Origin of the sequence: Thermotoga sp. 38H-to (assembly GCF_011057665.1) — a bacterium.
Lineage (GTDB): Bacteria > Thermotogota > Thermotogae > Thermotogales > Thermotogaceae > Thermotoga.
In genome coordinates this window covers 280,788-305,463 of record NZ_LNFZ01000003.1, presented here as the reverse complement: position 1 = coordinate 305,463, position 24,676 = coordinate 280,788, and the positions used below count along the sequence as shown (strand labels likewise).

The following is a 24,676-nucleotide window of genomic DNA, read 5'->3' as shown; positions in this document are numbered from 1 at the left end:
TTTCATGAGCTACATGTTGATGATATCTTCATTAGATTTTGTTTGAAGAACTTTCTTTTTTATCACAAGTATTTTAGAAGGATTTACACTCAACTCATCTACTCCTAATTTAATTAATTTAGGAACAAAATTCTCATCTGAAGCAACTTCACCACACACACCAACCTCGATACCATTTTTATGGGCATTCTCAATCGTCATTTTGATGAGTCGTAAAATAGCAGGGTGAGATGGATTGTACAAGTAGGAGACAGATTCATTTGTTCTATCGACTGCCAGAGTGTATTGAATTAGATCATTTGTACCAATACTGAAGAAGTCAACTTCTTTTGCAAGGATATCAGATATGAGAGCAGCCGCTGGAGTTTCTACCATTATTCCAACCTTTACATTCCTATCGAAAGATATTCCTTCCTTTCGCAATTCTTCTTTACACTCTTCCAATATGGTTTTTGCTTTTAAAACTTCCTCTTCACAACTTATCATTGGAAACATAATCTTTAGATTTCCATAAATAGAAGCTCTTAAAAGAGCTCTCAGCTGTGTTTTAAAAATATCTTTTCTGTTCAAACACAATCTTATGGATCGATATCCAAGAAAGGGATTTTCTTCTTTTCCTATCTCTGCATACAAATAAGGTATTATCTTATCTCCGCCAACGTCCAGGGTTCTTATTATAACAGGCTTACCCCTCATTCTTTCCAAAACAGTCCTATAGAACTTGAACTGCTCTTCTTCAGATGGTGGCTTTTCTCTATTCATGAATAGAATTTCTGTTCTCATAAGTCCTATTCCCTCTGCGTTATTCTTTAAAGCGATGTCAAGCTCCTCCAAATTTCCTATGTTTGCAAAAAGTTTTATTCTTCTCCCATCAGATGTTCTGGTTTCAAGGTGAAGAATATCTCTCAATTCCATTCTTTCCTTGTATTGATCTATTATTCGTTCTCTGTAATTTTCCAAAACACTTTTTTCGGGATTCACATGAACTAATCCTATGTTGCCATCAACAATTAGAAGATCTCCATTTTTAATCATTCGGGTGGCTTCCTTAACTCCCAAAATCAGCGGAATACCAAAAGATCTGGCAATAATAACAGCATGAGAGGTTTTCCCGCCTTTTTCCAGCACAATGGCTTTGATGCGTTCTTTTCTCATTTTTGCTGTTTGAGATGGTGTCAGGTCTTTTGCTACCAAAACACAATCCTCAGGTATATTCCAAAGATCAGGCTCCGATTTCCCTGATAATATTCTGATGAGTCTTATTCCAACATCTTTTACATCAACCGCTCGTTCCTTCATATATTCGTCATTCAAACCCAAAAGCATTTCCTCAAAAAAGCGAATAGATTCTTTAACAGCTACTGAAACGTTCTTTCCTTCATCTATCTTTCTCTCAACCATTTTTAGAAACTCGGGATCATCAAGTATCAATAAATGGGCTTCGAATATCATTGCATCCTTTTCACTCAATTCCTCCTGAGCCTTTTTTTTCAATTCCCTTATTTGTTTCTTTGCTTCATCTATTGCCTTAAAGAATCTTTCCAGTTCATAATGCTTCCCATTATATTCTTGGAAACCGCTATCGGTGTCGGCTTCTTCTTGCAGAACATATGCTTTTCCCAGTTCAATACCCTCAGATGCTGGAATTCCTTTCATTAACATAATGTCTCTTACCCCCATATCATTCTGCTAGGTTTTCCAGCAATTCTGTCAGTCTCTTTATTGCCTCTTCCTCGTCTTCACCGGAAGCTCTAAGAATGATCTCGTCACCCTGTTTTATTCCCATTGCCAAAACTTGGAGGATGCTCTTCGCATTCGCTTCCTTCCCTTCTTTTACTATGAAGATATCACTTTTAAGTTTTCCAGCTTCCGATACAAAGATACTGGCAGGTCTCGCATGTAGTCCCGTTGGATTTTTTAATGTAATCTTCGCTTCAACCATCAGATAATCTACCTCCTTACTCAGATCTTTTAGGTTTCAGTGTGGAGAGTATCAAAGCAGTTACCAAAGTACCTGCTGTTATTGAAATCAAGTACATGAACAGATTGCTAACAGCATTTGGTATTGGAAGAACGAATATTCCACCGTGTGGCACTGCAAGAGTACATCCAAACAGCATGCTTAAAACAGATGCAACTGCCGATCCCGCCATGATAGAAGGAATCACTCTAATAGGATCCGCCGCGGCGAATGGAATCGCTCCCTCTGTTATAAAGGAAAGTCCGAGGAAGAATGCCGCCTTTCCAGCTTCTCTTTCTTCTGTGGTAAATTTGTCCTTTGCAAGAATAGTCGCCAGTGCCACTCCAAGAGGAGGAGTCATACCTGCCGCCATCACTGCTGCCATCACAACCGAGGGCTGCCCAGAAGAAAGTGTTGACACTGCAAAAGTATAAGCAGCTTTGTTTACAGGTCCTCCCATATCAAAAGCCATCATCAAACCAAGGAGTATCCCAAGGAGAACCATACTGGTGTCATTCATACTATTAAGCCAGCTTGTCAAGGAACTGTTCAAAGCAGCGACTGGTTTTCCTACAACATAAAGCATTCCAAGCCCCACAATTAATGTGGAGAGAACAGGAATTATAAGAACTGGTTTCAATCCCTCGAGAGATTTGGGAAGTTTTATGGTCTTTTTTAGCCACGCCGTCAAATATCCTGCTCCAAAACCAGCTGCTATTCCACCAAGAAAACCAGCTCCTATTCTGCTAGCAAGCAGTCCTCCTATCATTCCCGGTGCAAGGCCTGGTCTATCCGCAATTGAAAACGCTATAAAACCAGCCAAGATCGGTACCATCAGTGAAAATGCAGCATTCCCTCCTATTTCCATAAGGGCAGCTGCGAAAGATCCTTCTTGTTCAAATGCTCTGATACCGAATGCGAAAGAAATTGCTATTAAAATCCCTCCTGCCACAACAAACGGAATCATGTGTGAAACACCGGTCATCAAATGTTTATAAACGCCCTTTGCTTTTTCCTTTCTCTCAGATTTAACCTTGTAAACTTCATCAACAAAATTTTTTCTTTCCATGTTCAGAGCTTTCTGAATGAGGCTTTCTGCATTTTTTATAGCGTCTTGCACACTTGCCTTCAAAATGGGCAATCCAGCGAATCTCTCTTCGTCTATTTTCGTATCACAGGCCAGAATAACCGCGTGTGCTTCCCTCAGATCTTCAGACGTTATTACATTTTCTGCGCCAACAGATCCCTGGGTTTCAACCTTGATTTCCACACCCATTTTCTTTGCAGCCATCTGAAGCGCTTCTGCTGCCATATAAGTATGTGCAATCCCAGTTGGACAGGATGTTACAGCCACAATCTTCTTTTTCATTTTCCCCTTCCTCCTTTCTACTCACTTTCTGTAAAGGCATCTATAACATCCTCAAAAGATTTTGCATTAAAAAGTTTGTTTCTAACATTCTCGTGCATTAATTTTCTAGAAATGAAACTCAATATTCTAAGATGTTCGTCACTTGAGTCTTCTGGAACTGCTATCAAAAAGAAAATATACGCGGGTTTTCCATCCATAGAATCGAAATCAACACCATTTTTCGATACACCAAAAGCGATACAAGGTTCTTTAACTGAACTATCCTTACCATGTGGAACCGCTATTCCCATACCGATTCCTGTTGAAAATTCTTCTTCTCTTTTTAAAACTGCTTTTTTAAACTTTTCTTTGTTGGTTATTTTTCCACTTTTGTGGAGAAGATCGATCAGCTCATCAATGACTTCTATCTTTGACTTTGACCTAAGATCAAAACTCATACATCCTGGAGAAAAGAGTTTTTCCAACTCCATTACATCACCAACCTTTCTAATTTTATTTTTTTAAGGAATCTTTCTATATCTTTCTTGATAGGAGGCTTTACTCCTTCTGTTGCTACCTTTGCTGTGGCACAGGCAACTGCCAATTTAAAAATTTCCTCATCGTTCATCCCTTTTGAAAGACCATAAGAAATGGCTGCGACCATGGAATCTCCTGCTCCAGCGGTACTTTTTACTTCAACGGGAATTCCTTTTGAATAAAGAGATATTTGTTCTGTAACAAAAACTGCCCCTTTATCACCCATTGAAACGAGTACCTTTTTTACACCTTTCTGAAAGAGTGATTTTGCAGATCTAGCTATGGCCAATGGATTTTCTTCGTTGAGAGTTAGAACACTCTGAAGTTCGTTGATATTTGGCTTTAGAATATCGGGGTTCCCCTCCAAACCATATTTAAGGGCTGTTCCATCTGCATCGAAAATAACAACTGTTCCCTTCCTTTTCAAAAGTCTGATAATCTCGACATAGAAATCCGCTTTTACTCCCGAGGGAAGGCTTCCGGACAAGACGAAAATGTCATTTGGATTTGCCAGGGTTCTCAGTTTATCTAACAGAACATTCTTGTCTTTTTCTGTTATTTCAAATCCATTCTGATTAAGATCTGTATATACCTCATCTTTTTCCTCAACTATCTTTATGTTCGTTCTTGTAAAACCTTCAACCAAGACGAAGTCGAAGTCTAATTTCATATCTTGAAGATATTTTGTGAACCAGGAACTATTCTCCTTGCCAAGAAAACCAAGTACTTTTGATTTTCCCCCCAGGATTTTTATCACTTTTGAAACATTGATCCCCTTTCCACCAGCATCCATCAAGAAATAGCGACTTCTATTAACTTTCCCTCTTTCCAATGTGTCAATGTAAATGGTGATATCAATTGCAGGGTTGGGTGTAACTGTATAAATCAATCCGTCATCACCTTCCCTGTGATAATATTTATTCCTAGCTTTTCATACTCACGTTTTTGATCTTCTGAAATACTATCAGTGATGATATAGTCTAAGTCTTCTACAGAACATATGAAAGAAAAAGTCACCTGGTCAAATTTTGAACTATCAACGACTAAAAATCTTTCTTTAGATATTTCTATCATGGTTCTTTTTATCATTGCTTCGATAAGACTAGGAGTTGTTACTCCATATTTTATAGATACACCGTTCGCACCAATAAAGGCTTTGTCAACTCTAAACTGTCTGAGAACCATCTGTGCAATATCCCCAACAAGTGCTTTGGTTTTCGTCCTTATGATCCCTCCTGTTACAATCACTTCAAAGTTATCGTTATTGGATAAATCATTCGCTATATTTACAGAATTTGTTATTATGGTCACATTTTTAGCTACTATGTTCTGAGCAATGTATTTTGTTGTTGTCCCTGCATCCAAAATTATGGTATCGCCATCTCTCACGAAAGAAGCGGCTATCTTTCCAATGCACTCTTTCTCCTTCTTAAATTTTTCTTCTTTTTCATCAAAAGAAAGTTCAAAAGATGTGAGGGAACTATCAATGGCTCCTCCATGTGTTCTCTTTAATATCCCCAGATTCTCAAGTTCTCTGAGATCTCTTCTGATGGTAGACTCAGATACCTCAAAAAGCTTTGCAAGTTCCGAAACTCTCACACTTTTTCCACTTTTTATGATCTGTGCTATTCGATTTCTTCTTTCTTCCGCGAACATACTCATTCCTCCTTTTTTGATCGATTGTGATCGCTTTATGATTGATTATGACATATTGTGATTGTTCATGATCATTTCTCATTCTAGATTATAAAGATGCCATGAGTCAAGATTTTTAATTAAATACAGATAACGATTAGATTACAGAAACAAACATGGTATCCAGGTGGAAAATATAAAAATTGAGGTGGGCAAAAGATTTTGAACTTTTTATCAAACAAAGTGCAAAGAAGACACCATCTTAAGGTGGGGATGAATTTGTGAAATATGCTATAATACGATTACAACTACGACCAAAAATCGCTGTCGTCGAGTAGGGTGGGAACCGTCCGAGTTCATACCCGTGGACCGTGTTCTGGCGGCGGAACCCGAAAGGGGTCTACGAGCCATCAGGGGTTGAAACGGGAAGTCACACCTTCTGTAAGGTGCGGTAATTCATGAAAAAATAAGGTGGGAACAAAAGGGATTTTGGAGAGTTTTTCCTTAGTGATGAGGAGAAAAAAGCCCGCCACCCGGCGGGCTTTTTTAAGCTACCCACATGTTGTCTATGTGAACGACCACCTTGTTTCCTTCGTATCCGAGGATCTTTCTCAAATCGGAAGATTTGTGACCCGCTATTTTCTCCAGATCCGAAGACGAGTAATTCACGATTCCTCGACCGACGAGTTCTCCTTCTTCGTTCACTATCTCCACCACATCTCCCACATCGAACGTTCCTTCCACACCTGTGACACCAACAGGCAGAAGGCTATTACCGCTTTTGAGTGCCTCTTCAGCTCCTTTGTTTACGTATATCTTTCCTGCAGGTTCTGAGAGAAAGGCAATCCAGGCTTTTTTTGCTTTCAAGCGTCCTTGTGGTTCAAAAACAGTACCGACAGGTTCTCCCTTCACAAACCTTGTGAGGTTTGAAACGTCGTTTCCGCTGCATATGGTCGCTTTCACACCGCATCTTGAAGCCATCAACGCAGATTCTATCTTGGATCTGATACCACCAGTTCCCCAGCTGCTCTTTCCCATATCTTTCAGTTTCACCGACTCGTCGAATCTTTCGACGAGTTTTCCGTTCTCATCGATGACTCCATCCACCGTTGTGAAAAGCACAAGGAAGTCCGCATCCCAGGCTATCGAGAACATGGCAGCGAGCGTGTCGTTGTCACCGAGTGTGATCTCCTCTGTTGCAACTGTGTCGTTTTCGTTCACGATGGGTACAACATCGAACTCCGAGAGTCCGATCAGTGTGTTTCTGAGGTTCAGGTACCTTTTTCTGTTGGAAAAAGTGTCCCTTGTGAGCAGGATCTGGGCGATTTTGATGCCATAGAAATCGAAGGCGTTTTCGTACACCTTCATGAGCTGGACCTGTCCCACAGCGCAGAGAGCCTGTTTTATGTGAAGGTCCTGTGTTCTCTTTCCTTTTCCAAGATAAGTAAAGCCCGCAGCGCGGGCCCCAGATGTGATGATGGAAATTTCGTGCCCTTGACTTTTCAAACGTGCAACCTCGCGACAGAGTTCTGCGATGTAAGACTTTCTCAAGCCAGAACTTCCCACAAGCAGGTTGCTTCCAACCTTTACAACGACTTTCATAATCATTCCCTCACATGATAATTTCCAAGAACGACGAATTTGTACGTGGTGAGCTCTCTGAGTCCCACAGGACCTCTTGCGTGGAATCTCTGAGTGCTGATTCCGATCTCGGCACCGAATCCGAACTGTCCACCGTCTGTGAACCTGGTCGAAGCGTTCACGTAAACGGCTGCGGCATCGATTTCTGAAACGAACTTTTTAGCGTTCGAATAGTTTTCAGTCAGAATCGATTCGGAATGTCCTGTGGAATATTTCTTTATATGCTCAATTGCCTCATCCACATCTCTGACCACTTTGATGGCGATGATGAGATCCAGATACTCGGTGGGCCAGTCCTCTTCAGTAGCCGGTACCACGTCCGGCACGATTTCTCTGGTCTTTTCACAGCCTCTCACTTCGACGCCGTGTTTTCTCAGCTCCTCCACGATCACAGGAAGAAACTCCTTCGCTATCTTCTCATGAACGAGCAGTTTCTCTGCAGCGTTACAGGTACCAGGCCTTTGTGTCTTCGCGTTTATTATGACCGGAACAGCCTTCTTCAGATCGGCGCTCTCATCGACGAAGATGTGACAGTTTCCAACACCTGTTTCCAGTACCGGAACAGTCGCGTTGTCACGCACAAAGCTGATGAGGCCGTATCCACCACGTGGAATGACGAGGGAGAGATACTCTCTGAGCCGTATCATCTCAAGAACGAGGGATCTGTCGGTGTTCTCTATGAATTCAACGGAGCTTTCTGGAATCTCTGTTTCTTTGAGCGCTTCCTTTATGGCTGAGACTATCGCCTTGTTCGAGTTAAGAGCGTCGGATCCGCCCCTGAGCAGTATGGTGTTACCGCTCTTCAGGGCCAAGATCGTGGTCTCCACAGTGACGTTCGGCCTGGATTCGTAAATGATCCCTATCGGACCGATGGGAACCCTCACCCTCGCGATTCTGAGTCCGTCTTCTCTCACCCAAGAATCGATTACTTCTCCCACGGGATCTTTCAGTCCAATCACCGTCTCGCAAGCTTTTATCATCTCATCGATTCTTTTATCGTTCAGGGCGAGTCTATCGACAAGGGATTCTTTCACACCCCGCTCGCGGGCCTTTTCCACGTCGATTCTGTTCGCCTCGAGGATTTCTTTTCTCCTCTCATCGAGTTTCTCGGCTATCTTCTTTATCGCTTTGTTCTTTTCCCTCGTCGTCGCGTTTCTCAGAACATCCCAAGCCTCTCGTACCTTCTTCGCCTTCTCGAGGAGTTCATCCACAACTCTCACCCCCTAAACCTTCGGGAAGGAACCGTGTTTTTTCAGATAGTTCACTATACCGTCTTCTTTCAGTATCTCGAGGAGAAACTTCGGAATAGGAGTGAATCTGTATTCTTTCCCTGTTGTGAGGTTCTTCAAAATACCGTTTTCGAGATCTATCTCAAGTTCGTCTCCCTGGTTGATCTCGTCGACTTCTTTGAGCTCTATGACTGGAAGGCCCACATTGATGGCGTTTCGGTAGAAGATCCTTGCGAAAGACTTCGCCACGATACAGGAAACACCAGCGATCTTTATGATGCGCGCAGCGTGTTCTCTGGAAGAACCAAGTCCGAAGTTCTTGCCAGCCACGATGATGTCACCTTTCTGCACCTTCTTCGCGAAATCCTCCATGGCATCTTCCAGGACGTGTTTTGCGAGCTCCTCGAGATTGTTCCTCAGATGAAAGTACCTTCCAGGCGCTATATGATCAGTCGATATATTGTCACCGAACTTCCAGACTCTTCCCCTTATCATGATTCACCCTCCTTCAAATGAACCTTCTTGGATCTGTGATGTATCCAGTTACCGCGGTGGCTGCCGCCGTTGCAGGAGAAGCGAGGTATATCTCCGCATTGGGATTCCCCATTCTTCCCTTGAAGTTTCTGTTCTGCGTGGAAAGTACCCTCTCTCCGTCTCCAAGAACACCCATGTGAATTCCAACACACGGGCCACAGCCAGGTGGTATAACTGCCGCTCCAAGTTCAACGAATTTCTTGATTATTCCCTTTTCAAGGGCGTCCATGTAGACCTTCCTTGAAGCAGGACCAACGATCAGCCTCACATCCGGATGCTTTCCGTGTTTCTCAAGAATCTTCAAAGCGATCTCAAGATCCTGGAGTCTTCCGTTCGTACAGGTTCCTATGAAAACTTGATCTATCTTTATCTTTTCCTTTTCAACCTCGCTCACCTTTCTCACGTTGTCCACATAGTGAGGCAAAGAGACGAGTGGTTCGAGTGTGGTGGCATCTATCTCTATCTCTGTCTCGTAAACCGCGTCTGGATCTGCTTTCAACTCTCTGAAGTCCTCCTCTCTTCCCATCTTTTTCAGGAACTCTCTGGTCTTCTCATCAGAGGGCATGAGACCCGCTTTCGCTCCCACTTCCACCGCCATGTTGGAGATGGTGAGTCTGTCCTCCACATTCATATTTTCGATACAGCTTCCGTGGAACTCCAACGCTTTGTAAGTTGCGCCGTCGCTTCCCAGAATTCTCGCGATCTCGAGAATGATGTCCTTCGCGTAAACTCCATCCTGTAGCTTCCCGTTCACCACAACTTTGATCGTCTCAGGTACTTTGAACCAGTTCTGTCCAAGCCCGAAGATGATCGCAACATCCGTGGAACCCATTCCTGTTCCGAAAGCACCGAGCCCACCGGCAGTGCAGGTGTGCGAATCCGCACCCGCTACCAGATCGCCGGGCTTCACGTATTTTTCCGCGAGGATTTGATGGGATATTCCGTCTCCCGCATCGAAAACCTTGACTCCCATCTCTTTTCCAAATTCTCTCATCATCTTCTGCGAGTTCGAAAGCTCTTTCCTCGGGCTCGGAGAAGCGTGATCGATGAAGAGGAAGGCCTTCGGGACCTTCACTTCTTTGAAACCGAGTTCTCTGAATTCGTTTATCATCAGAGGGCCTGTTCCATCCTGGGCCATGGCTATATCCACTCTCGCGAGTACGATTTCTCCGGCTTTCACGTCTCTTCCAACATGTTCAGAAAAGATCTTTTCTGCGAGTGTCTTACCCATTCTCATCCCTCCGCTCGATAGGAATGTATTCGACATCCATAGGACCCACGTACTCACTGGTTGGTCTGATCAGCTTGTTGTCACTCACGTATTCGATCACATGAGCGGTCCATCCGACAACACGCGCAGTTGCAAACAGGGCAGTGAACATGTTCCTTGGAAAACCGAGTTCTTCGAAGAGAACGCTCGAATACAGATCCACATTCGGGTATATGTTTTTGATCTTGTTGGAAACGATGTATTCTTCCAGCTTGCTGGCGATTCTGAACAGTTTGCTATCTGGAAAGTGTTCCTGAAGGACTCTCTTCAAAAACACCGCTCTCGGATCGTAAGTTTTGTAAACTCGATGCCCGAATCCCATGATCTTTCTTTTCTCTTTCAGACACTTTTGAACGAACTCTTCCACCCTGTCTTCGCTTCCGATCTCTTCCAGCATGGGTGGAACCTTTTCACTTGCACCACCGTGGAGAGGACCCTTGAGTGCACCGAGAGCCCCTACAATACAGGAATAAAGATCGGAGAGTGTGGAAGCTATCACGAGCGCGGCAAAGGTGGAAGCGTTTATATCCTGCTCCATGAGAAGAATGAACGCAGATTCCAGAAGACGGATCTTTTCGTTTCTCTCTCCGAACATCATGTAGTAGAAGTTCTCAACGTGTGATAAGTCTTTTCTTGGCCTTATCAGTTCTTTTCCTTTAGAGTATCTGTAGTAATACGCCAGTATTGTGGGAAAGACGCTGGCAACCCTGATGGCTTTTTCTCTGAGATCCTCATCGTTCCCATCCATGGAACCGTGAATAGAAAGGAATATCTTCAAAACATCAATGTAATGAAGGTTTTTCGGAAGATGGTAAAGAATTCCAAGGGCTTCTGCAGGAAGCTCTCTGTAATCTACCATTTTCCTTTTGAATTCTTCAAGTTCACTCTTTGTGGGAAGCTCTCCGTACCAGAGAAAGTAGGCTGTTTCTTCGAAAGTCGATTTTTCAGCAAGTTCCTCAACGGGTATTCCTCGATAGTAGAGTCTTCCGTTGATGCCGTCCAGATAACATATCGAACTTTCACATATTTTGACGCCATCCAGTCCTTTTTGTATCAAAATAACACCTCCGTGTTGTATAACTATACACTGGAACGATTAAAAATGAAGGAGGGCTTTGGGAAATTTTACCATACAAACTTGAAGGTAAAGTTAAACAGTACTGCATGGCACAGGCTGGCATTTTAATGCTTTTCATTTCAAAAAAGATTTAACACTTTCGCAGAAAAATTGGTAGAATATGTTTTGAAGACATTAAGCAAGGGGAGGGGTTGAAGTGGCTGAAAGATTGGGGATACTCGTTGGTGGAGGGCCGGCACCTGGAATCAACAGTGTGATAAGTTCTGTTACCATCGAAGCTATAAACAACGGACTCGAAGTGATCGGAATATACGATGGATTCAAACACCTCGTAGAGGGAAAAACGAATATGGTGAAAAAACTTTCCATCGAAGATGTCTCCAGAATCCACATCGAAGGTGGATCCATTCTCAGAACCTCGAGGGTGAATCCTGCCAAATCCGAAGAAACCCTCGAGAAGACAGTTCAGACTCTCAAAAAGCTCGGGATAAAGTATCTTGTTACTATCGGCGGGGACGACACCGCGTTCTCCGCGAGCAAAGTGTGTGAAAGATCGAAGGGCGAAATAAAGGTGGTCCACGTTCCAAAGACTATAGACAACGATCTCCCTCTTCCGGAGAACATGCCCACGTTCGGTTTCGAAACAGCCCGCCACGTGGCCACAGAGCTCGTTTACAATCTCATGCAGGACTCAAGAACAACGAACAGATGGTACTTTGTGGCCATGATGGGAAGGGAAGCCGGGCACCTCGCACTCGGCGTTGGAAAAGCAGCGAGTGCAACGATCACGATCATTCCTGAAGAGTTCAAAGAGGGAGTGACACTCGAAGAAGTGTGCGACGTTCTCGATGGGGCGATTCTCAAGAGAAAACTCATGGGAAGAGACGATGGAGTAGCAATAATAGGTGAAGGTATCGCAGAAAAGATGGATCCTGAGGAACTTGCCAACATTCCCGGTGTGATAGTCGAAAAAGACCCGCACGGACACCTGAGACTTGCAGAGATCCCGCTCGCCACCATTCTGAAACGGGCGATCGAGAGGAGATACGCTGAAAGAGGTGAAAGAATCCATATCGTCGATGTCACAATAGGATACGAACTCAGAAGCGCACGTCCCATACCCTTCGACATAGTATACACCAGAACACTCGGTTACGGTGCTGTGAGATTTCTCCTTGGAGATTATTCCGATCTCCCTGGCGGGATGGTGTGCGTGGTTGGTGGCAGAATCAAGATTCTTCCCTTCGACGCTTTCATGGATCCAAAGACCGGAAGGACAAAGGTGAGAGTGGTGGATGTTCGATCGGAAGATTACAGAGTAGCAAGAAAATACATGATAAGGCTGGAAAAGAAAGATCTCGAAGATCCCGAAACTCTCGAAAAACTAGCAAAGCTCGCAAAGATGGAACCTGAAGAATTCAAAAAGAAATACTGGCACACGACAGAGCTTCCATAAAACTTTTATGAGCCCCATCTTGGGGCTCATTATCTTTCTACAACGAGACCGTATTGGCTTGTGAAGAGCTCGTAATAAAAGCCTCGCTTTTGAATCAACTCATCGTGTTTTCCCATCTCCACAATTTCTCCGTCTCTTAAAACGATGATCAGATCTGCGTTTTTTATCGTGTTCAATCTGTGAGCTATGATGATGCTGGTCTTCCCCTCCATGAGTTTCCACATGGCTGCCTGTATGCTTTTCTCCGTCTTTGTGTCAACGTTGCTGGTGGCTTCGTCCAGTATCAGGATCTTTGGATTCGCAAGGAAAGCTCTTGTTATGGCAAGAAGCTGTCTTTGACCCTGACTCAGATCTTCACCGTTGTCGGTGAGGACCGTTTCGTAACCCTCAGGCAGGTGTTTTATGAAGTGGTCGGAATGTGTCAGTTTCGCTGCTTCTTTTATTTCTTCGTCGGTAGCGTCAGGATTTCCGTATTTGAGGTTTTCTTTCACGGTGGTGGAAAACAAAATAGTATCCTGAAGGACGATACCTACGCTGGATCTCAGAGAACTCCTCTTTATTTTTCTTATATCTATACCATCCACGAGGATCTGCCCTCTGTCCACGTCGTAGAATCTCATCAACAGATTCACGATCGTCGTCTTTCCGGACCCTGTGGGACCCACCAGTGCAACCTTCTGACCCGGTTTTATGTGAAAAGTTATGTCTTTAAGAACAGGCTTTTTCTTGTCGTAGGAGAACCACACGTTCCTGAACTCGATTTCTCCTCTGACTTCCCTCAGTTCCACAGCATCAGGATCGTCTTTTTCTTCCTCCAGATCGAGAATCTCAAAGATTCTTTCAGCACTCGCAAGCGCCATCTGGATCATGTTGAACTGGTTAGAAAGCTCGTTCAACGGTCTTGTGAACTGCCTCGAGTAGCCTATGAAGGTGGCTATGGTACCCACTGTGATTATGTCTTTCAAGGCGAGCCATCCTCCAAAACCGCTGATCAGGGCAAATCCAAGGTTGTTGACCATGTTCATCAGAGGGGGGAGAACACCTGAAAAGATCTGAGCCTTCGTTCCCACCTTTCTGAGACTCTCGTTCACCCGGTCGAACTTCTCCATCTCTTTTTCCTCACGGGTGAAGAGTTTTATCACAGTGAGGCCGGAGATGTCTTCTTCTATGATCCCATTGAGCTGGCCGAGGACTCTTTGATTTTCGTAGAAGTATTTTCTGGTTCGGCTGGAGACGATCTGCGTGATGAGAACGGTCAAGGGAACTATTGAGAGTGTGACGAGTGAAAGGATCACATTCACTCTGAACATCATGATCACAGCGCCTGCGAGTGTCACAATTCCCGAGAAGAACTGAATGATACTGTTTCCAAGAACGTTGTTTATATTGTCCACATCGTTTATGACTCTGCTTATGATGTCTCCGTGAGGTGTTCTGTCGAAGAAGCCGACCGGAACTCTTTGAAGCTTCTCGAAAAGCTCCTTTCTCAAACGAAAAACAACATCTTGGGAAAGCGTTAACATGATTTTTCCCTGAAGCCAGAAGAGAAGAGACGTAAGCGCATAAATCGTTCCGAGAATCAGCATGTATCTGGGAAGAAGATCGAATTTTCTTGGAACGAAGACAACATCGATCGTTTTTCCTATGAGATACGGTGAGAGAACACCAAGTATGGAAGAAACGGTGACGAAAACAAAGACCATGATCAAAGTGAAAGTGTGAGGTCTCAGATAACCGAGGAGTCTTCTCAACGTGGCCGTGGGATTTTTCAGTGCGGGTTTTTCTAAAATTGGTCCGTGTGGCCTTCTTCTGATCTCAGGCATCGTTCATCACCCCGTTTCCAAACTGGGATTCATATATCTCTCGATAGGGTTTGCAGTGTTCGAGCAACTCTTTGTGGGTGCCAAATCCCGCTACTTTCCCTTCATGAAGGACCAGGATCTTATCGGCGAGAAGAGCCGTTGGGATCTTCTGAGTGATGATGAAGGTCGTACATCCTTTCGTGTATCGCTTCAACCCATCCAGTATTCTTTTCTCAGTTATGGGATCCACTGAGCTCGTGCAGTCGTCGAGTATCAGTACCTTTGGTTTTTTTACAAGAGCACGGGCTATAGAGAGTCTCTGTTTCTGACCTCCCGAGAAGTTCCTTCCTCCCCTTTCGACGCGAGAATCGTATCCTTCGGGCAGACTGATTATGAAATCATGTATCTGAGCGATCTTCGCCGCCTCCACGATTTCATCATCTGTGGCATCTTCTCTTCCCCATTTCAGGTTCTCTTTGATGGTTCCCGAAAACAGCACGGTTTCCTGAGGAACAGCAGATATGTGACCTCTCAGATCTTTCAGCTTCACCGTCCGAACATCCAGTTCATCGACTTCCACACGTCCACGTTCTGGATCGATGAGTCTTGGAATGAGGTTCATGAGGGTGCTCTTTCCGGACCCTGTTTCACCCAGAACGGCAACGAGTGATCCTGGTTTAACGGAGAAGTTCACTCCACTGAGAACAGGATCGGTGTTTTCGAAGTATCTGAATTCGACATTTTCGAAGGAAACGCTCCCCTCCACATTTGGAAGTGCTAAGGCGTTGTCCGCTTCTTCAATTGCAGGTTTTTCGTTCAACACCTCGAGAACTCTCTTTGCGGAAGCACTGGCTCTTACAATGAAATTGAGAATGTTTCCGATCATCATGAGAGAGAACATGATCTGCATGAGATAATTCGTGTATGCCATGATGCTTCCTATCTCCATCTGGTTGTTTCTAACGAGAACCCCTCCAAACCACAGGACGGCGATCATTCCCATATTCACGATGAATATGAAAAGGGGCAGTGCAAAAACAATAAGCGAAAAGGCATTGATGATGGATCTTCTCAGAGATTCGTTTGCTTTCCGAAAGTTCTCATTCTCGTATTCTTCTCTTCGAAAGGCCCTCACTACCCTGACACCCATGAGGTTTTCTCTCACGACTCTGTTGACCTCGTCAGTGCTCTCCTGTATCTTTCGAAAGAGAGGATTCCCTTTCCTAGTGAGCCACACAAAGAGAAGAACGATGGGAGGTATCAAAAAGATCAAAACGGAAGAGAGCTTCGCATTGATAGACACCGCCATGACAATTCCACCTACAAAGAGAAGAGGCGCTCTGACAACGATCCTGAGAAGCATCATCACCAGGTTTTGAAGCTGAGTTACGTCGTTGGTGAGACGCGTTATCAAAGATGAAGTGTGGAATCTGTTCACGTTGGAAATAGAAAAGCTCAGAACTTTTCTGAAGAGATCTTGCCTCAAGTCGGCTCCAAAGTTCTGGCTGGCGTAACTCGCGAAGACCGTGCAGCCTATTCCTCCCACCGCACCTATCAGTGCCACTATCAACATGAGGATCCCTGTTTTCAAAACCAGAGAAAAGTCTCCACGCGCGATTCCTTCGTCGACGATACGTGCCAAAAGAGTGGGTTGTGAAAGATCACATATCACTTCTACAACCATGAAAAGCGGTGCGAGAACGGCGAATAGCCAGTAAGGTTTTAAATATCTGGCGAGTGTTTTCATTTCGAGTTTTTCCCTCCGTAGATGATGTTGTATACGTTCCTTTCAAAGTCTTCCGTGGCGTGTTTTAATTTCTTCTTTTGTTCCGGTGTGAGATCTTTCGCGTTTTTGAAAATCACATCCACTACATTTCTCAAGGAAAGACCACAAATTTCAGAAAAGACTCTGAATCTCTCTGCGAAATCCAGTGCCTTCTTGATTTCCTCTTTGTGTTCTTCCAGGTACTTTCTCCCCTTATCAGTCAAACGGTAAACCTTTCTTTTCCCCTCGTTGTACGTTTCGATGTATTTCTGCTTCCTGAGGGAAGAGAGTATCGGGTAGAGCGCACCAGGACTCGGAGGTTCTGATCCTACCATCTGGGAGATCTTCTTCATTATGTAGTACCCATGAGAGGGTTGTTGAGAAATTATGTGAAGAACAAGAAATCTGAGATGCCCTTTCGTATCTCTCATACTGTCACCAGATATATCTATAGAGTTATGATTTTCAACAAAAATTATACCGGACTCCTGGAATGTTTCAAAACACTATTTTGGAAAAATTCTTGAGGATCTTCATCCCATCAAAGACATCCAGGACGGTGAATCTGTCCCTTATGGTGTTTGCGAGACGTACAACTTTTGACAGAAAGTCTTTGCTGTAGCTGTTGATCATCGAGTTCACATCTATCGTCTCAAGAGTTCTTTTGAGATGGGGGAAAAATTCCTTATAGATGCTTTCCATTGGTTCTCTGACTATATCTGCTTCGATTTTTGGGAGTTTCTTCCCGGCGTATGTTTTTAAAAATTCTTCTACTTTTCTTTCTTCGAAGAGCTCAAGAAGTTCTTTCCTTCTTTCCTCAATGGAGTACTCTTCTAGAGGTATCTCTTTTTTCTCTACAAGTGCCTCGTACGCCTTCATCGAAACAAAAACTCCTATCATCACTGTCAGGCCATGGAAAGGAGGCATCTCCTCTTTTTCTTCATGAAACATCTCTATCAGATGGGAAACCATGTGTTCTGCACCGGACGCCGGCCTTGAATTTCCCATGATGACCATGTTGATTCCCGAAACGAGATGGGCCTCTATGAGTGTTTTGATGGCGCTTCTTTCTCTGTTGAGAATGTCCTTTGACTTCAAAAGAATTTCTTTCAACAGATCTTTCATGTCGTCCCAGACGAAGTCACAGATGTATTCACCCGTAACGATATGTGAAAGAATCCAGTCCATTCTCGCGGGAATCTTGGCAACGATGTCTCCTACGCCAGCCCTCAAAAGGTCCATCGGTGCGTTTCTCAACACCTCGATATCTAAAAGGATTCTCCTGGGGGGAATCGCCATGAAGGTCTTTTTCACACCGTTCACCAGGATAGGTGCCACGGTGGAAGTATAAGCATCCACAGAAGGCGCTGTGGGAACACACGAGAAACGCTTTCCAGAAAGATATGCCGCGTATCTTGCTATGTCTGTGAGGCTGCCAGATCCAATCGATACGATCTCCGGGAAATCTCCAGATGCTTTCACTATTTTTTCAACGTTTTCCATCGTTGCAATGGGTCTTCTCTCGTTGAAAACGAAAGACCGCTTCCCGGGCAAGTCCACCAGGGAAGCGGTGTTCAGGTCTGCTATGAAAAACGCATCCGGGAAAACATCCGGTGCCTCTCTTATGGATGTCTCCAGGATTTCTATATCTGGAACCTCATGAGTTTTCCCGCAACTGCACTCGAAGGTTTTTCCCAGGATATCCTTCATCCCTCACAACCTCGCCATCAGGTCTTTTGTTCTCTCATAGAGATCTCTGTATATTTCGTAGTACCTGTCGTAGATCTTCTTGTTCTCCGGATCTGGCTCCACGGGATCTCTGTATTTCACCCACTCTTTTATTCTCTCGGGCTTGTCTATAACGCCTGTTCCGAGTCCCGCAAGGAAGGCATCTCCGTAAGGAGCCTCCACAAGGCTTGCAACCTGTCTCATTTTGAAACCGGTGACATCCGCGAATATTTTAACCCACACGGAAGATTTGGAAACACCACCGACGATCCAGCACTCGTCGTTCAGTTTCAAACCAGCTTTCAAGCCCTCTTCCATGTTGTGTCTCAGGGCATACGCTCCTCCTTCCATTAGTGCCCTGTAGAGGTGTGCTCTCTTGTGATAGAGAGTGACCCCAAAGAACACACCCCTTGCGGTAGGATCCCATATCGGAGATCTTTCACCCATGAAGTATGGAAGAACGATGATACCCTCGCTTCCAGCAGGGATGTTTGCTACCTCCTTGTCAAAGAGCTGGTACGGTGAGATGCCAGTTCTTTCACCGACGATTGTCTCGCTCTCACCGAACTGTTCCTTAAACCACCTGGCGAGAGCCCCCGTTGTAGCGGACCCTCCAAATGTGTAGATCCTTTCAGTGTCGTAAACCACGTAAGGATAATTCACAAGCCCGAAAGCCAGTTTCGAACCGTCGTGGACCGTTCCCCAGCAGGTGGAAGTACCCACCATCGCAACGTGTTCTCCCTCCTCAAGTGCACCGGCAGAAAGCTGGGCAACTGGAGCGTCTATTCCACCGGCCACTACGGGTGTTCCCTCAAGGAGTCCGCACAATTCTGAAGCTTCTTTCGTCACTCTTCCAACCACGTCAGAAGACTTCACTATTCTCTCGGGGAGAAACTCAATTGGTATTCCGAGAACATCGCACATCTCCTTGGACCAGGTGAGCTTTCTGATGTCAAAAACACCACCCAGGTTTCCAGCAGAGGAATAGTCGATGACAACTTCTCCCGTCATTTGATAGATCACGTAGTCCTTAGGAGTGATGAACTTGTAGATCTTTTCCCAGATCTCTGGTTCGTTGTTTCTGATCCACATGATTTTCGTAAAGCCAAAGTACGAATCCACGTAATTTCCTGTGATTTCGAAGAGCTTTTCCTTGGGAACGTTCTGTTTCACCCACTCCGTCTCTTTCACCGCTCTTCTGTCCATCCAGATGAGGCAGGGTCTGAGGGGTTGCATGTTCCTGTCAACTGGAATGCCCGATCCACCGTAGAGCCCGCTAATGGCAATCCCAGCTATTTCTTTCTTCGATACCCCAGATTTCTCCACCACTTCTTTTACAGTTTCAAAGACTGCTTTAACCCAGACATCAGGCCACTGTTCTGCCCAGTTTGGTTTTGGAGTTATGACTTCGTACTCTCTGAAAGCCTCAGCGAGTACTTCTCCTTTTTCGTTCACAATGACGGATTTCGTCCCCTGAGTTCCTATATCACTTCCGATGAGGTACATGTTCCCCCTCCTCACTTCTGACCGTACTTGGTGTGGTACTGATTGTAGAGATGATCCACCTCGTCAGGTGGCAATGGTGTGGGTTTTCCTGCAAGTGTCGCAAAGTACGCTGCCTTTGCTACCTCCTCAAGGAAAATCGCCTTTTTCACTGCATCGTCCACAGAGGTCCCCACGATCATAACACCGTGTTTTCTGAGAAGAACAGCACCGGATTTTCCAATCACTTTCACGACAGCTTTTCCAATCGCCTCGGATCCTACAGGAGCGTATTCTGTAAGAGGAATCTCCTCTCCGAAAACATCCGCATGTGCCGTGCAAAGAACGGGGATTGATTTTTCGAGAATTGCCCACACCATGGCGAATGTTGAATGAGTGTGAATCACGGATTTTGCCCAGTCGAGGTGTTTGTAGAGATACAGATGTGTAGCTGTATCGACGGAGGGTTTCTTCTCTCCCTCGATCACGTTTCCTTCAAGGTCCACCACGACGAAGTCCTCTGGTTTCAGCTCGGTGTATGGAACACCGGAGGGCTTTATCAGAACATGATCACCGATTCTCACACTCACGTTACCGCTTGTGTAAGCGACAAGACCGTATTTTTCCAACAGAAGATGGGCATTGTATAGCTCTTTCCTTTCTTTTTCGTACATACTTTTACCTCCTTTATGGGTAAACGTACAGTCAAAATTGTCCACGCAAAAGGTATCACACTTCCGTTTTTGTTTTCAAACTTCAACAGAAAATCTATAGACGGTAACCTGCCTGTACTCCTCTCCTGGTCTCAAGATGGTGTTTGGAAAATTCGGATGATTCGGGGAATCAGGGAAGTGCTGTGCTTCAAGACACAAACCCGAGTACGGCCCGTAGTATGTACCGCATTTCCCTTTCACATCGAGGAAATTCCCCGTATAGAGTTGAAGCCCCGGTTCTGTTGTGTAAACTTCCATCTTTCTTCCGGATTTGTTGTCCTTCAAAACGGCTGCAAGCTTCAACTTTCCATTTTCACCGTTTAAAACGTAGTTTATATCGAAGCCTTTTGTTGGAGTACTTTTCAACGGTTCAATGGCATCTCTCAGCCTTTTGAATGTCCTGAGGTCGAAAGGCGTACCATCAACAGGGGCGATTTCTCCTGTTGGTATAAGGTTCTCGTCAACTGGGGTGTAGTTATCTGCGTTTATCATAAGTTCGTGATCAAGTATTGAACCATCACCGGCAAGGTTGAAATAGGAATGTTGTGTGAGGTTCACGACGGTGAATTTGTCCGTTGTGGCACGATACTCTACCTTCAGCTCGTTTTCGTTTGTTAGAGTGTAGATAACTGTGAGATCCAGATTGCCAGGATAGCCTTCTTCACCATCGTGGCTCAAATATTTCAGAACGAGGGAAGGTCCAGCAGGTGTTTTCATGGGGACGGCTTTGAAGACCCTGGTGTAAAATCCCCTCACACCACCGTGGAGCGCGTTTGGACGATCTCCATCGTTCAGGGCAAGCTGATAGGTGACCCCGTTGATCTCGAACCTTCCACCAGCGATTCTGTTCGCGTACCTTCCCACTATCGCTCCGAAGAAGAAGTTCGAGTTCTTCTCCTCGTACTCCTGGAGCGTATCAAATCCAAGAACAACATCAGAAAGGGTGCCAGAACTGTCTGGCACCCACAACTCTCTCACTATCGCACCATAAGTGATGATCTTTGCCATCATTCCATTTTTGTTTATGAGTGTGTACTGATATACGGGTATTCCTTCGGAAGTTGTTCCAAAGAACTCCTTTTCAATGTGGCTCATCAAATATTCCATTTCTTTCTCCTCCTGATGGCGGTTTTTCTTACTCCAATTCTACCTCAATCACACTGCAGGAGAAGGGTTTAAACGTGTGTTCAAATTCGGTGTCGACAGTGATAGTTTCGGAGGCAATATCAACGACGTTTGGATTTTCCATGGTGTTTCTCGCGTTCACGTCCGGACCTGTGAGTGTATAAACGGTGGCTTTTTTCTGTCCCAGACCTTCCACTCTGATTGGAACCTTCAAAGCGTCTTCTTTCCTGTAGTTTACAACAGCGATGAAAAGTTTCTTGCCATCTTCTGAGATGGAAGCGGCGGCATCAAGGAACGGTGCGTTCTCGACAGAGAAAGGCATTTTGTTGATGAACATGACTCCTTCTATGTTGTAAGTCTCCGATTCAACATGGGTCTTGACAAGCTTTTCTCCGGAATGATTCACGATGAGTTCAAAAGCCTTGTAAACGGGTGTGAGAATGAGACCGTCTTTCTCGGTGTGTATAGCTCCAAGGGCGTTTACAAGCTGTGCGAGATTGGCAAGTGGGACTATGTCGCTCATCTTTTGAAGAAGTACAAGCACTCCACATGCAAAGATACCATCTTTGAGATCGTAAGGTTCTTCGAGCTTGTTATCGGACACTCTGTACCATACGTTCCATTCATCAAGGGCGATTTTGACACCTCTCTTTCTAGCAGTATCCACCATATCAATGAGCTTTTTCACTCCGATGAGTCTTTCTTTGAGAAGGTAAACCGTAGAGACCGTTTCGTAGTAATCGTCGGACCCTGTGTAGAAATGGTAGGATATGAAGTCAATCACATCACCTGCTTCTTGAAGAACCCTGAGATTCCATATGGGGTCGTCACAGCCCACGGCGATCGCTTTAATTGTAGGGTCGAAAACCTTCATCCATTTCGTGTATTCTTTGGCGGCTCTTGCGTATTCGTCCGCCGTCATGTGGCCTACCTGCCATTCCCCGTACATCTCGTTGCCTATTCCCCAGAACTTTACGTTGTAAGGTTCTGGATGACCGTACTTTCTTCTGAGTTGAGCGTAGTAGGTATTACCCTTTCCATTGCAGTATTCAAGCCAGTGGAGAGCTTCGTCGAGTGTTCCAGTTCCCATGTTTATACTGATGTAAGGTTCTGCTCCTATCTCACGACAGTACTCAATGAATTCGTCCGTTCCAAATCTATTCGTCTCTTCCTGTTGCCAGGCGAGATCGAACCTAACAGGCCTCTGATCTTTGGGACCTATTCCGTCTTCCCAGTGGTAGTTCGACACGAAGTTTCCACCGGGCCATCTCAAGTTCGGAACTTTTATCCTCTTTACAGCCTCCAGAACGTCCTTTCTGAAACCCCTTTCATCGGAGAGCGGAGAACCTTCTTCATAAATTCCGCCGTAGATACACCTTCCCAGATGTTCCGTGAAATGACCGTAGATGTGTCTGCTAATCGGCTTGACAACTTCTTTTGGATCCACCACTATCCTGTAGGACATACTCTTTTCCCTCCTCATCTCTTATCTCTTCAACCACACCGCCATTGCACCCGGTTCTCTGTTGGCCCACATATGGTAGGGAATGAGAGTGAACTCTACCGTTTTTTCCCTAACCTCAGACAGCTTTCTGTACAGTTTCCCCTCCCATTCAGAGATGTCCAGTGCTCTTCCAGTTCCTTTGAGGAAAACAGCCTCCCTGTCCAGTATCTTTCCTTTTTCTTCCTTCAGGCTTTCTGAGTTCAACACCAGTGTCCAAACATGGAAATCCGGGTTATCTGCTTGTTCTATACAGTAGACGACTGGACCTCTTTTCACTGCAGCTTTTCCAAGGTCGTCTCTCACAAATGGGTGTGCCTCGATAAACACCGCTTTCATGGGAAGTGAAAGTTCCACTGTGTGTTTTCCTTTCCAGCTCTGGCTCAATTTCACATAGCCGTTCTGTGGCTTTGCTATCACCGCTTTTCCGTCCACCCTGAGAACAAAATCATCTGCCCAGGAAGGAAGCCTGAGATAAATGGAGAATGGCTCTTCAATGTCTGTTTTAATCGTGAAAGCTACTTCGCCGCTCCATGGATAGTCTGTTTCCTGCTCTATCTCCACAACCGAACCTTTGAAATCAAGCCTGGCTGTACTTTTTTCGTACAGATGAACCTGAACACCGTCGTCCGATGTGGTGTACATGTATCCCGGAAAAGACACTATGAACCTGGCAAGATTCGGTGGGCAGCACGCACAGTCGAACCATTTCTGTCTTCTTGTTCTCCCGTAGTCCTCCAGCGGGTTGAAGTAGAAATAGTGCTTCCCATCGAGGGATATACCGGAGAGAAGTCCGTTGTACAGTACCTGTTCCATCACATCTGCAAATTTCCCATCGCCCGTTGCAAGAAGCATCCTGAAGTTCCACATGAAGTTCGCTATCGAGGCACAGGACTCGGCGTAAGATCTTCTGTTTGGAAGCTCGTACTCTTCTCCGAAGGATTCCCAGTCGTGTCTGGAACCCGCCCCTCCTGTGATGTACATCTTCTTCGTCACAAAATTCTCCCAGAGTCTGTTGAGGGCCTGCCAGATCTTTTCATCACCTGTTTCAAGATAAAGATCGGTAGCACCAGAGCAGAGATACAGAGCTCTCACCGCATGGCCTGTGATCTCTTCTAGCTCCACAAAAGGTTTGTGATCGATGAAGTACTCTGGTCCAGGATTTCTTGGGACGCTGGCAAGCCCTTTTCCACGTGCGTAAATGAAGTACCTTGCAAGGTCCAAATATTTTCTGTCTCCTGTTTCTCTGTAGAGCTCTACAAGTGCCATTTCCACTTCAGGATGCCCCGGTGCTCCCTCTTTCTTCTCAGGGCCGAAGGTGTTGTAGATGTGATCTGCGAATCTTTTTGCCACCTCGAAGAGTGTATTCTTCCCTGTCACTCTTCTGTGTGCAACGGCCGCCTGAATCAAATGACCTGCGTTGTACAATTCATGATTCCATGCAAGGTTCGTCCATCGCTCTTTTTTTCTATCTCCAGAAAGATAGGTTCCAAGGTAACCGTCTTCATCCTGAGCAGCTTTCACCTCTTCTATCACGCTGTCGAGGATCTTCTCCAGCTCCGGCAGTTTCCTGTTCGCCAAGGCGAAGGACACTGTCTCAGCCCATTTGTACACGTCTGTGTCGTCGAAGGGAAAGAGAGTTTTGTAAGATCCTTCCATCTTGCCAGCGGCGATTCTGAAGTTGTCGAGTCTTCCTGTGTTCTCCAAAAGATCGTACTGTGTGGGAAGGGTTACGTTGACGAGGGTTTCAAAGTATTTACCCATGAATCCCTTTACTTTAACAGAACCAACAGGTATTGTTCTGAGCTTTGCGTAGGGACTTTTGGAAACTTCTACAATTTTGGACATGGAAGTTCCCTCCTTATATGCACA

At 45.0% G+C, this 24,676-nt stretch carries 21 protein-coding genes; 1 reads left to right on the top strand and 20 read right to left on the bottom strand.

All coding sequences use genetic code 11. From position 1 onward, the window contains the following. Positions 1-9: 9 nt before the first annotated feature. The 11 genes from ptsP to AS158_RS07870 form a co-directional block, all read right to left on the bottom strand. Positions 10-1,662, bottom strand: a complete 1,653-nt coding sequence (gene ptsP / locus AS158_RS07920) for a phosphoenolpyruvate--protein phosphotransferase (RefSeq protein ID WP_008193710.1) — start codon at positions 1,660-1,662, stop codon at positions 10-12. Between the two features lie 19 nt (positions 1,663-1,681). After that, on the bottom strand, positions 1,682-1,942 hold the full coding sequence (locus AS158_RS07915) for an HPr family phosphocarrier protein (RefSeq protein ID WP_008193712.1): 261 nt from the start codon (positions 1,940-1,942) through the stop codon (positions 1,682-1,684). Between the two features lie 16 nt (positions 1,943-1,958). After that, a complete protein-coding gene (locus tag AS158_RS07910; RefSeq protein WP_008193714.1) occupies positions 1,959-3,329 on the bottom strand; it encodes a fructose-specific PTS transporter subunit EIIC in 1,371 nt (456 codons plus the stop codon). A 17-nt stretch (positions 3,330-3,346) separates the two neighbouring features. Next, positions 3,347-3,799 carry a PTS sugar transporter subunit IIA gene (locus AS158_RS07905; protein ID WP_008193715.1) on the bottom strand — a complete coding sequence of 151 codons (453 nt, stop codon included), beginning with the start codon at positions 3,797-3,799 and terminating at the stop codon, positions 3,347-3,349. After that, on the bottom strand, positions 3,799-4,734 hold the full coding sequence (gene pfkB / locus AS158_RS07900) for a 1-phosphofructokinase (RefSeq protein WP_012310649.1): 936 nt from the start codon (positions 4,732-4,734) through the stop codon (positions 3,799-3,801). Before pfkB ends, AS158_RS07905 begins: the two co-directional genes overlap by 1 nt. Further along, positions 4,731-5,501: a DeoR/GlpR family DNA-binding transcription regulator gene (locus AS158_RS07895; protein WP_008193719.1), complete on the bottom strand. Its 771-nt coding sequence runs from the start codon at positions 5,499-5,501 to the stop codon at positions 4,731-4,733. Before AS158_RS07895 ends, pfkB begins: the two co-directional genes overlap by 4 nt. A gap of 525 nt (positions 5,502-6,026) precedes the next feature. Beyond that, positions 6,027-7,082, bottom strand: coding sequence for a glutamate 5-kinase (proB, locus tag AS158_RS07890; protein WP_008193722.1), 1,056 nt, complete (start codon positions 7,080-7,082; stop codon positions 6,027-6,029). A 2-nt stretch (positions 7,083-7,084) separates the two neighbouring features. Next, a complete protein-coding gene (locus AS158_RS07885; protein WP_038033428.1) occupies positions 7,085-8,332 on the bottom strand; it encodes a glutamate-5-semialdehyde dehydrogenase in 1,248 nt (415 codons plus the stop codon). A gap of 12 nt (positions 8,333-8,344) precedes the next feature. Next, a complete protein-coding gene (locus AS158_RS07880; protein ID WP_008193726.1) occupies positions 8,345-8,845 on the bottom strand; it encodes a 3-isopropylmalate dehydratase small subunit in 501 nt (166 codons plus the stop codon). Between the two features lie 13 nt (positions 8,846-8,858). Further along, the gene (locus AS158_RS07875) at positions 8,859-10,115 is read right to left on the bottom strand and encodes a 3-isopropylmalate dehydratase large subunit (RefSeq protein ID WP_004083007.1); all 1,257 of its coding nucleotides are present in this window, start codon (positions 10,113-10,115) and stop codon (positions 8,859-8,861) included. Further along, positions 10,108-11,211 (bottom strand): citrate synthase/methylcitrate synthase, encoded by a 1,104-nt coding sequence (locus tag AS158_RS07870; RefSeq protein ID WP_165304818.1) that lies wholly within the window; start codon positions 11,209-11,211, stop codon positions 10,108-10,110. The genes AS158_RS07875 and AS158_RS07870 overlap by 8 nt, the downstream gene beginning before the upstream one ends. A 217-nt stretch (positions 11,212-11,428) precedes the next feature. Here AS158_RS07870 and pfp point away from each other — a divergent pair, with 217 nt between their 5' ends. Then, positions 11,429-12,688 carry a diphosphate--fructose-6-phosphate 1-phosphotransferase gene (gene pfp, locus AS158_RS07865; RefSeq protein ID WP_165304817.1) on the top strand — a complete coding sequence of 420 codons (1,260 nt, stop codon included), beginning with the start codon at positions 11,429-11,431 and terminating at the stop codon, positions 12,686-12,688. A gap of 29 nt (positions 12,689-12,717) precedes the next feature. On the opposite strand, the gene AS158_RS07860 is transcribed toward pfp, so the two are convergent. From AS158_RS07860 to AS158_RS07820, 9 genes are all read right to left on the bottom strand, one after another. Beyond that, complete coding sequence (locus AS158_RS07860; RefSeq protein WP_012310654.1) at positions 12,718-14,511, bottom strand: ABC transporter ATP-binding protein; 1,794 nt, start codon at positions 14,509-14,511, stop codon at positions 12,718-12,720. Then, complete coding sequence (locus AS158_RS07855; protein WP_165304816.1) at positions 14,504-16,237, bottom strand: ABC transporter ATP-binding protein; 1,734 nt, start codon at positions 16,235-16,237, stop codon at positions 14,504-14,506. The genes AS158_RS07860 and AS158_RS07855 overlap by 8 nt, the downstream gene beginning before the upstream one ends. Then, a complete protein-coding gene (locus AS158_RS07850) occupies positions 16,234-16,686 on the bottom strand; it encodes a PadR family transcriptional regulator (RefSeq protein WP_165304815.1) in 453 nt (150 codons plus the stop codon). Before AS158_RS07850 ends, AS158_RS07855 begins: the two co-directional genes overlap by 4 nt. Before the next feature lie 67 nt (positions 16,687-16,753). Beyond that, positions 16,754-17,965: a sn-glycerol-1-phosphate dehydrogenase gene (locus tag AS158_RS07845; protein WP_008193742.1), complete on the bottom strand. Its 1,212-nt coding sequence runs from the start codon at positions 17,963-17,965 to the stop codon at positions 16,754-16,756. Between the two features lie 3 nt (positions 17,966-17,968). Continuing rightward, complete coding sequence (locus AS158_RS07840) at positions 17,969-19,489, bottom strand: FGGY-family carbohydrate kinase (RefSeq protein WP_165304814.1); 1,521 nt, start codon at positions 19,487-19,489, stop codon at positions 17,969-17,971. 11 nt (positions 19,490-19,500) lie between these two features. Beyond that, on the bottom strand, positions 19,501-20,139 hold the full coding sequence (locus tag AS158_RS07835) for an L-ribulose-5-phosphate 4-epimerase (RefSeq protein ID WP_004082992.1): 639 nt from the start codon (positions 20,137-20,139) through the stop codon (positions 19,501-19,503). Positions 20,140-20,214: 75 nt separating this feature from the next. Continuing rightward, entirely contained in the window at positions 20,215-21,285 is a 1,071-nt protein-coding gene (locus AS158_RS07830) for an aldose epimerase family protein (protein ID WP_165304813.1), read from the bottom strand. Positions 21,286-21,313: 28 nt separating this feature from the next. Next, entirely contained in the window at positions 21,314-22,768 is a 1,455-nt protein-coding gene (locus AS158_RS07825; RefSeq protein WP_165304812.1) for an alpha-N-arabinofuranosidase, read from the bottom strand. A gap of 21 nt (positions 22,769-22,789) precedes the next feature. Then, a complete protein-coding gene (locus tag AS158_RS07820) occupies positions 22,790-24,652 on the bottom strand; it encodes a glycoside hydrolase family 127 protein (protein WP_165304811.1) in 1,863 nt (620 codons plus the stop codon). Positions 24,653-24,676 lie beyond the last annotated feature (24 nt).

Bases quoted from the DNA above. Each gene is read 5' to 3' on its own strand.
- AS158_RS07860 (WP_012310654.1), bottom strand. From the start codon at position 14,511: ATGCCTGAGATCAGAAGAAGGCCACACGGACCAATTTTAGAAAAACCC.
- AS158_RS07875 (WP_004083007.1), bottom strand. From the start codon at position 10,115: ATGGGTAAGACACTCGCAGAAAAGATCTTTTCTGAACATGTTGGAAGA.
- AS158_RS07915 (WP_008193712.1), bottom strand. From the start codon at position 1,942: ATGGTTGAAGCGAAGATTACATTAAAAAATCCAACGGGACTACATGCG.
- AS158_RS07905 (WP_008193715.1), bottom strand. From the start codon at position 3,799: ATGGAGTTGGAAAAACTCTTTTCTCCAGGATGTATGAGTTTTGATCTT.
- AS158_RS07855 (WP_165304816.1), bottom strand. From the start codon at position 16,237: ATGAAAACACTCGCCAGATATTTAAAACCTTACTGGCTATTCGCCGTT.
- AS158_RS07910 (WP_008193714.1), bottom strand. From the start codon at position 3,329: ATGAAAAAGAAGATTGTGGCTGTAACATCCTGTCCAACTGGGATTGCA.
- AS158_RS07835 (WP_004082992.1), bottom strand. From the start codon at position 20,139: ATGTACGAAAAAGAAAGGAAAGAGCTATACAATGCCCATCTTCTGTTG.
- proB (WP_008193722.1), bottom strand. From the start codon at position 7,082: ATGAAAGTCGTTGTAAAGGTTGGAAGCAACCTGCTTGTGGGAAGTTCT.
- ptsP (WP_008193710.1), bottom strand. From the start codon at position 1,662: ATGTTAATGAAAGGAATTCCAGCATCTGAGGGTATTGAACTGGGAAAA.
- AS158_RS07825 (WP_165304812.1), bottom strand. From the start codon at position 22,768: ATGTCCTACAGGATAGTGGTGGATCCAAAAGAAGTTGTCAAGCCGATT.
- AS158_RS07820 (WP_165304811.1), bottom strand. From the start codon at position 24,652: ATGTCCAAAATTGTAGAAGTTTCCAAAAGTCCCTACGCAAAGCTCAGA.
- AS158_RS07845 (WP_008193742.1), bottom strand. From the start codon at position 17,965: ATGAAGGATATCCTGGGAAAAACCTTCGAGTGCAGTTGCGGGAAAACT.
- AS158_RS07850 (WP_165304815.1), bottom strand. From the start codon at position 16,686: ATGAGAGATACGAAAGGGCATCTCAGATTTCTTGTTCTTCACATAATT.
- AS158_RS07840 (WP_165304814.1), bottom strand. From the start codon at position 19,489: ATGTACCTCATCGGAAGTGATATAGGAACTCAGGGGACGAAATCCGTC.
- AS158_RS07830 (WP_165304813.1), bottom strand. From the start codon at position 21,285: ATGGAATATTTGATGAGCCACATTGAAAAGGAGTTCTTTGGAACAACT.
- AS158_RS07880 (WP_008193726.1), bottom strand. From the start codon at position 8,845: ATGATAAGGGGAAGAGTCTGGAAGTTCGGTGACAATATATCGACTGAT.
- AS158_RS07895 (WP_008193719.1), bottom strand. From the start codon at position 5,501: ATGTTCGCGGAAGAAAGAAGAAATCGAATAGCACAGATCATAAAAAGT.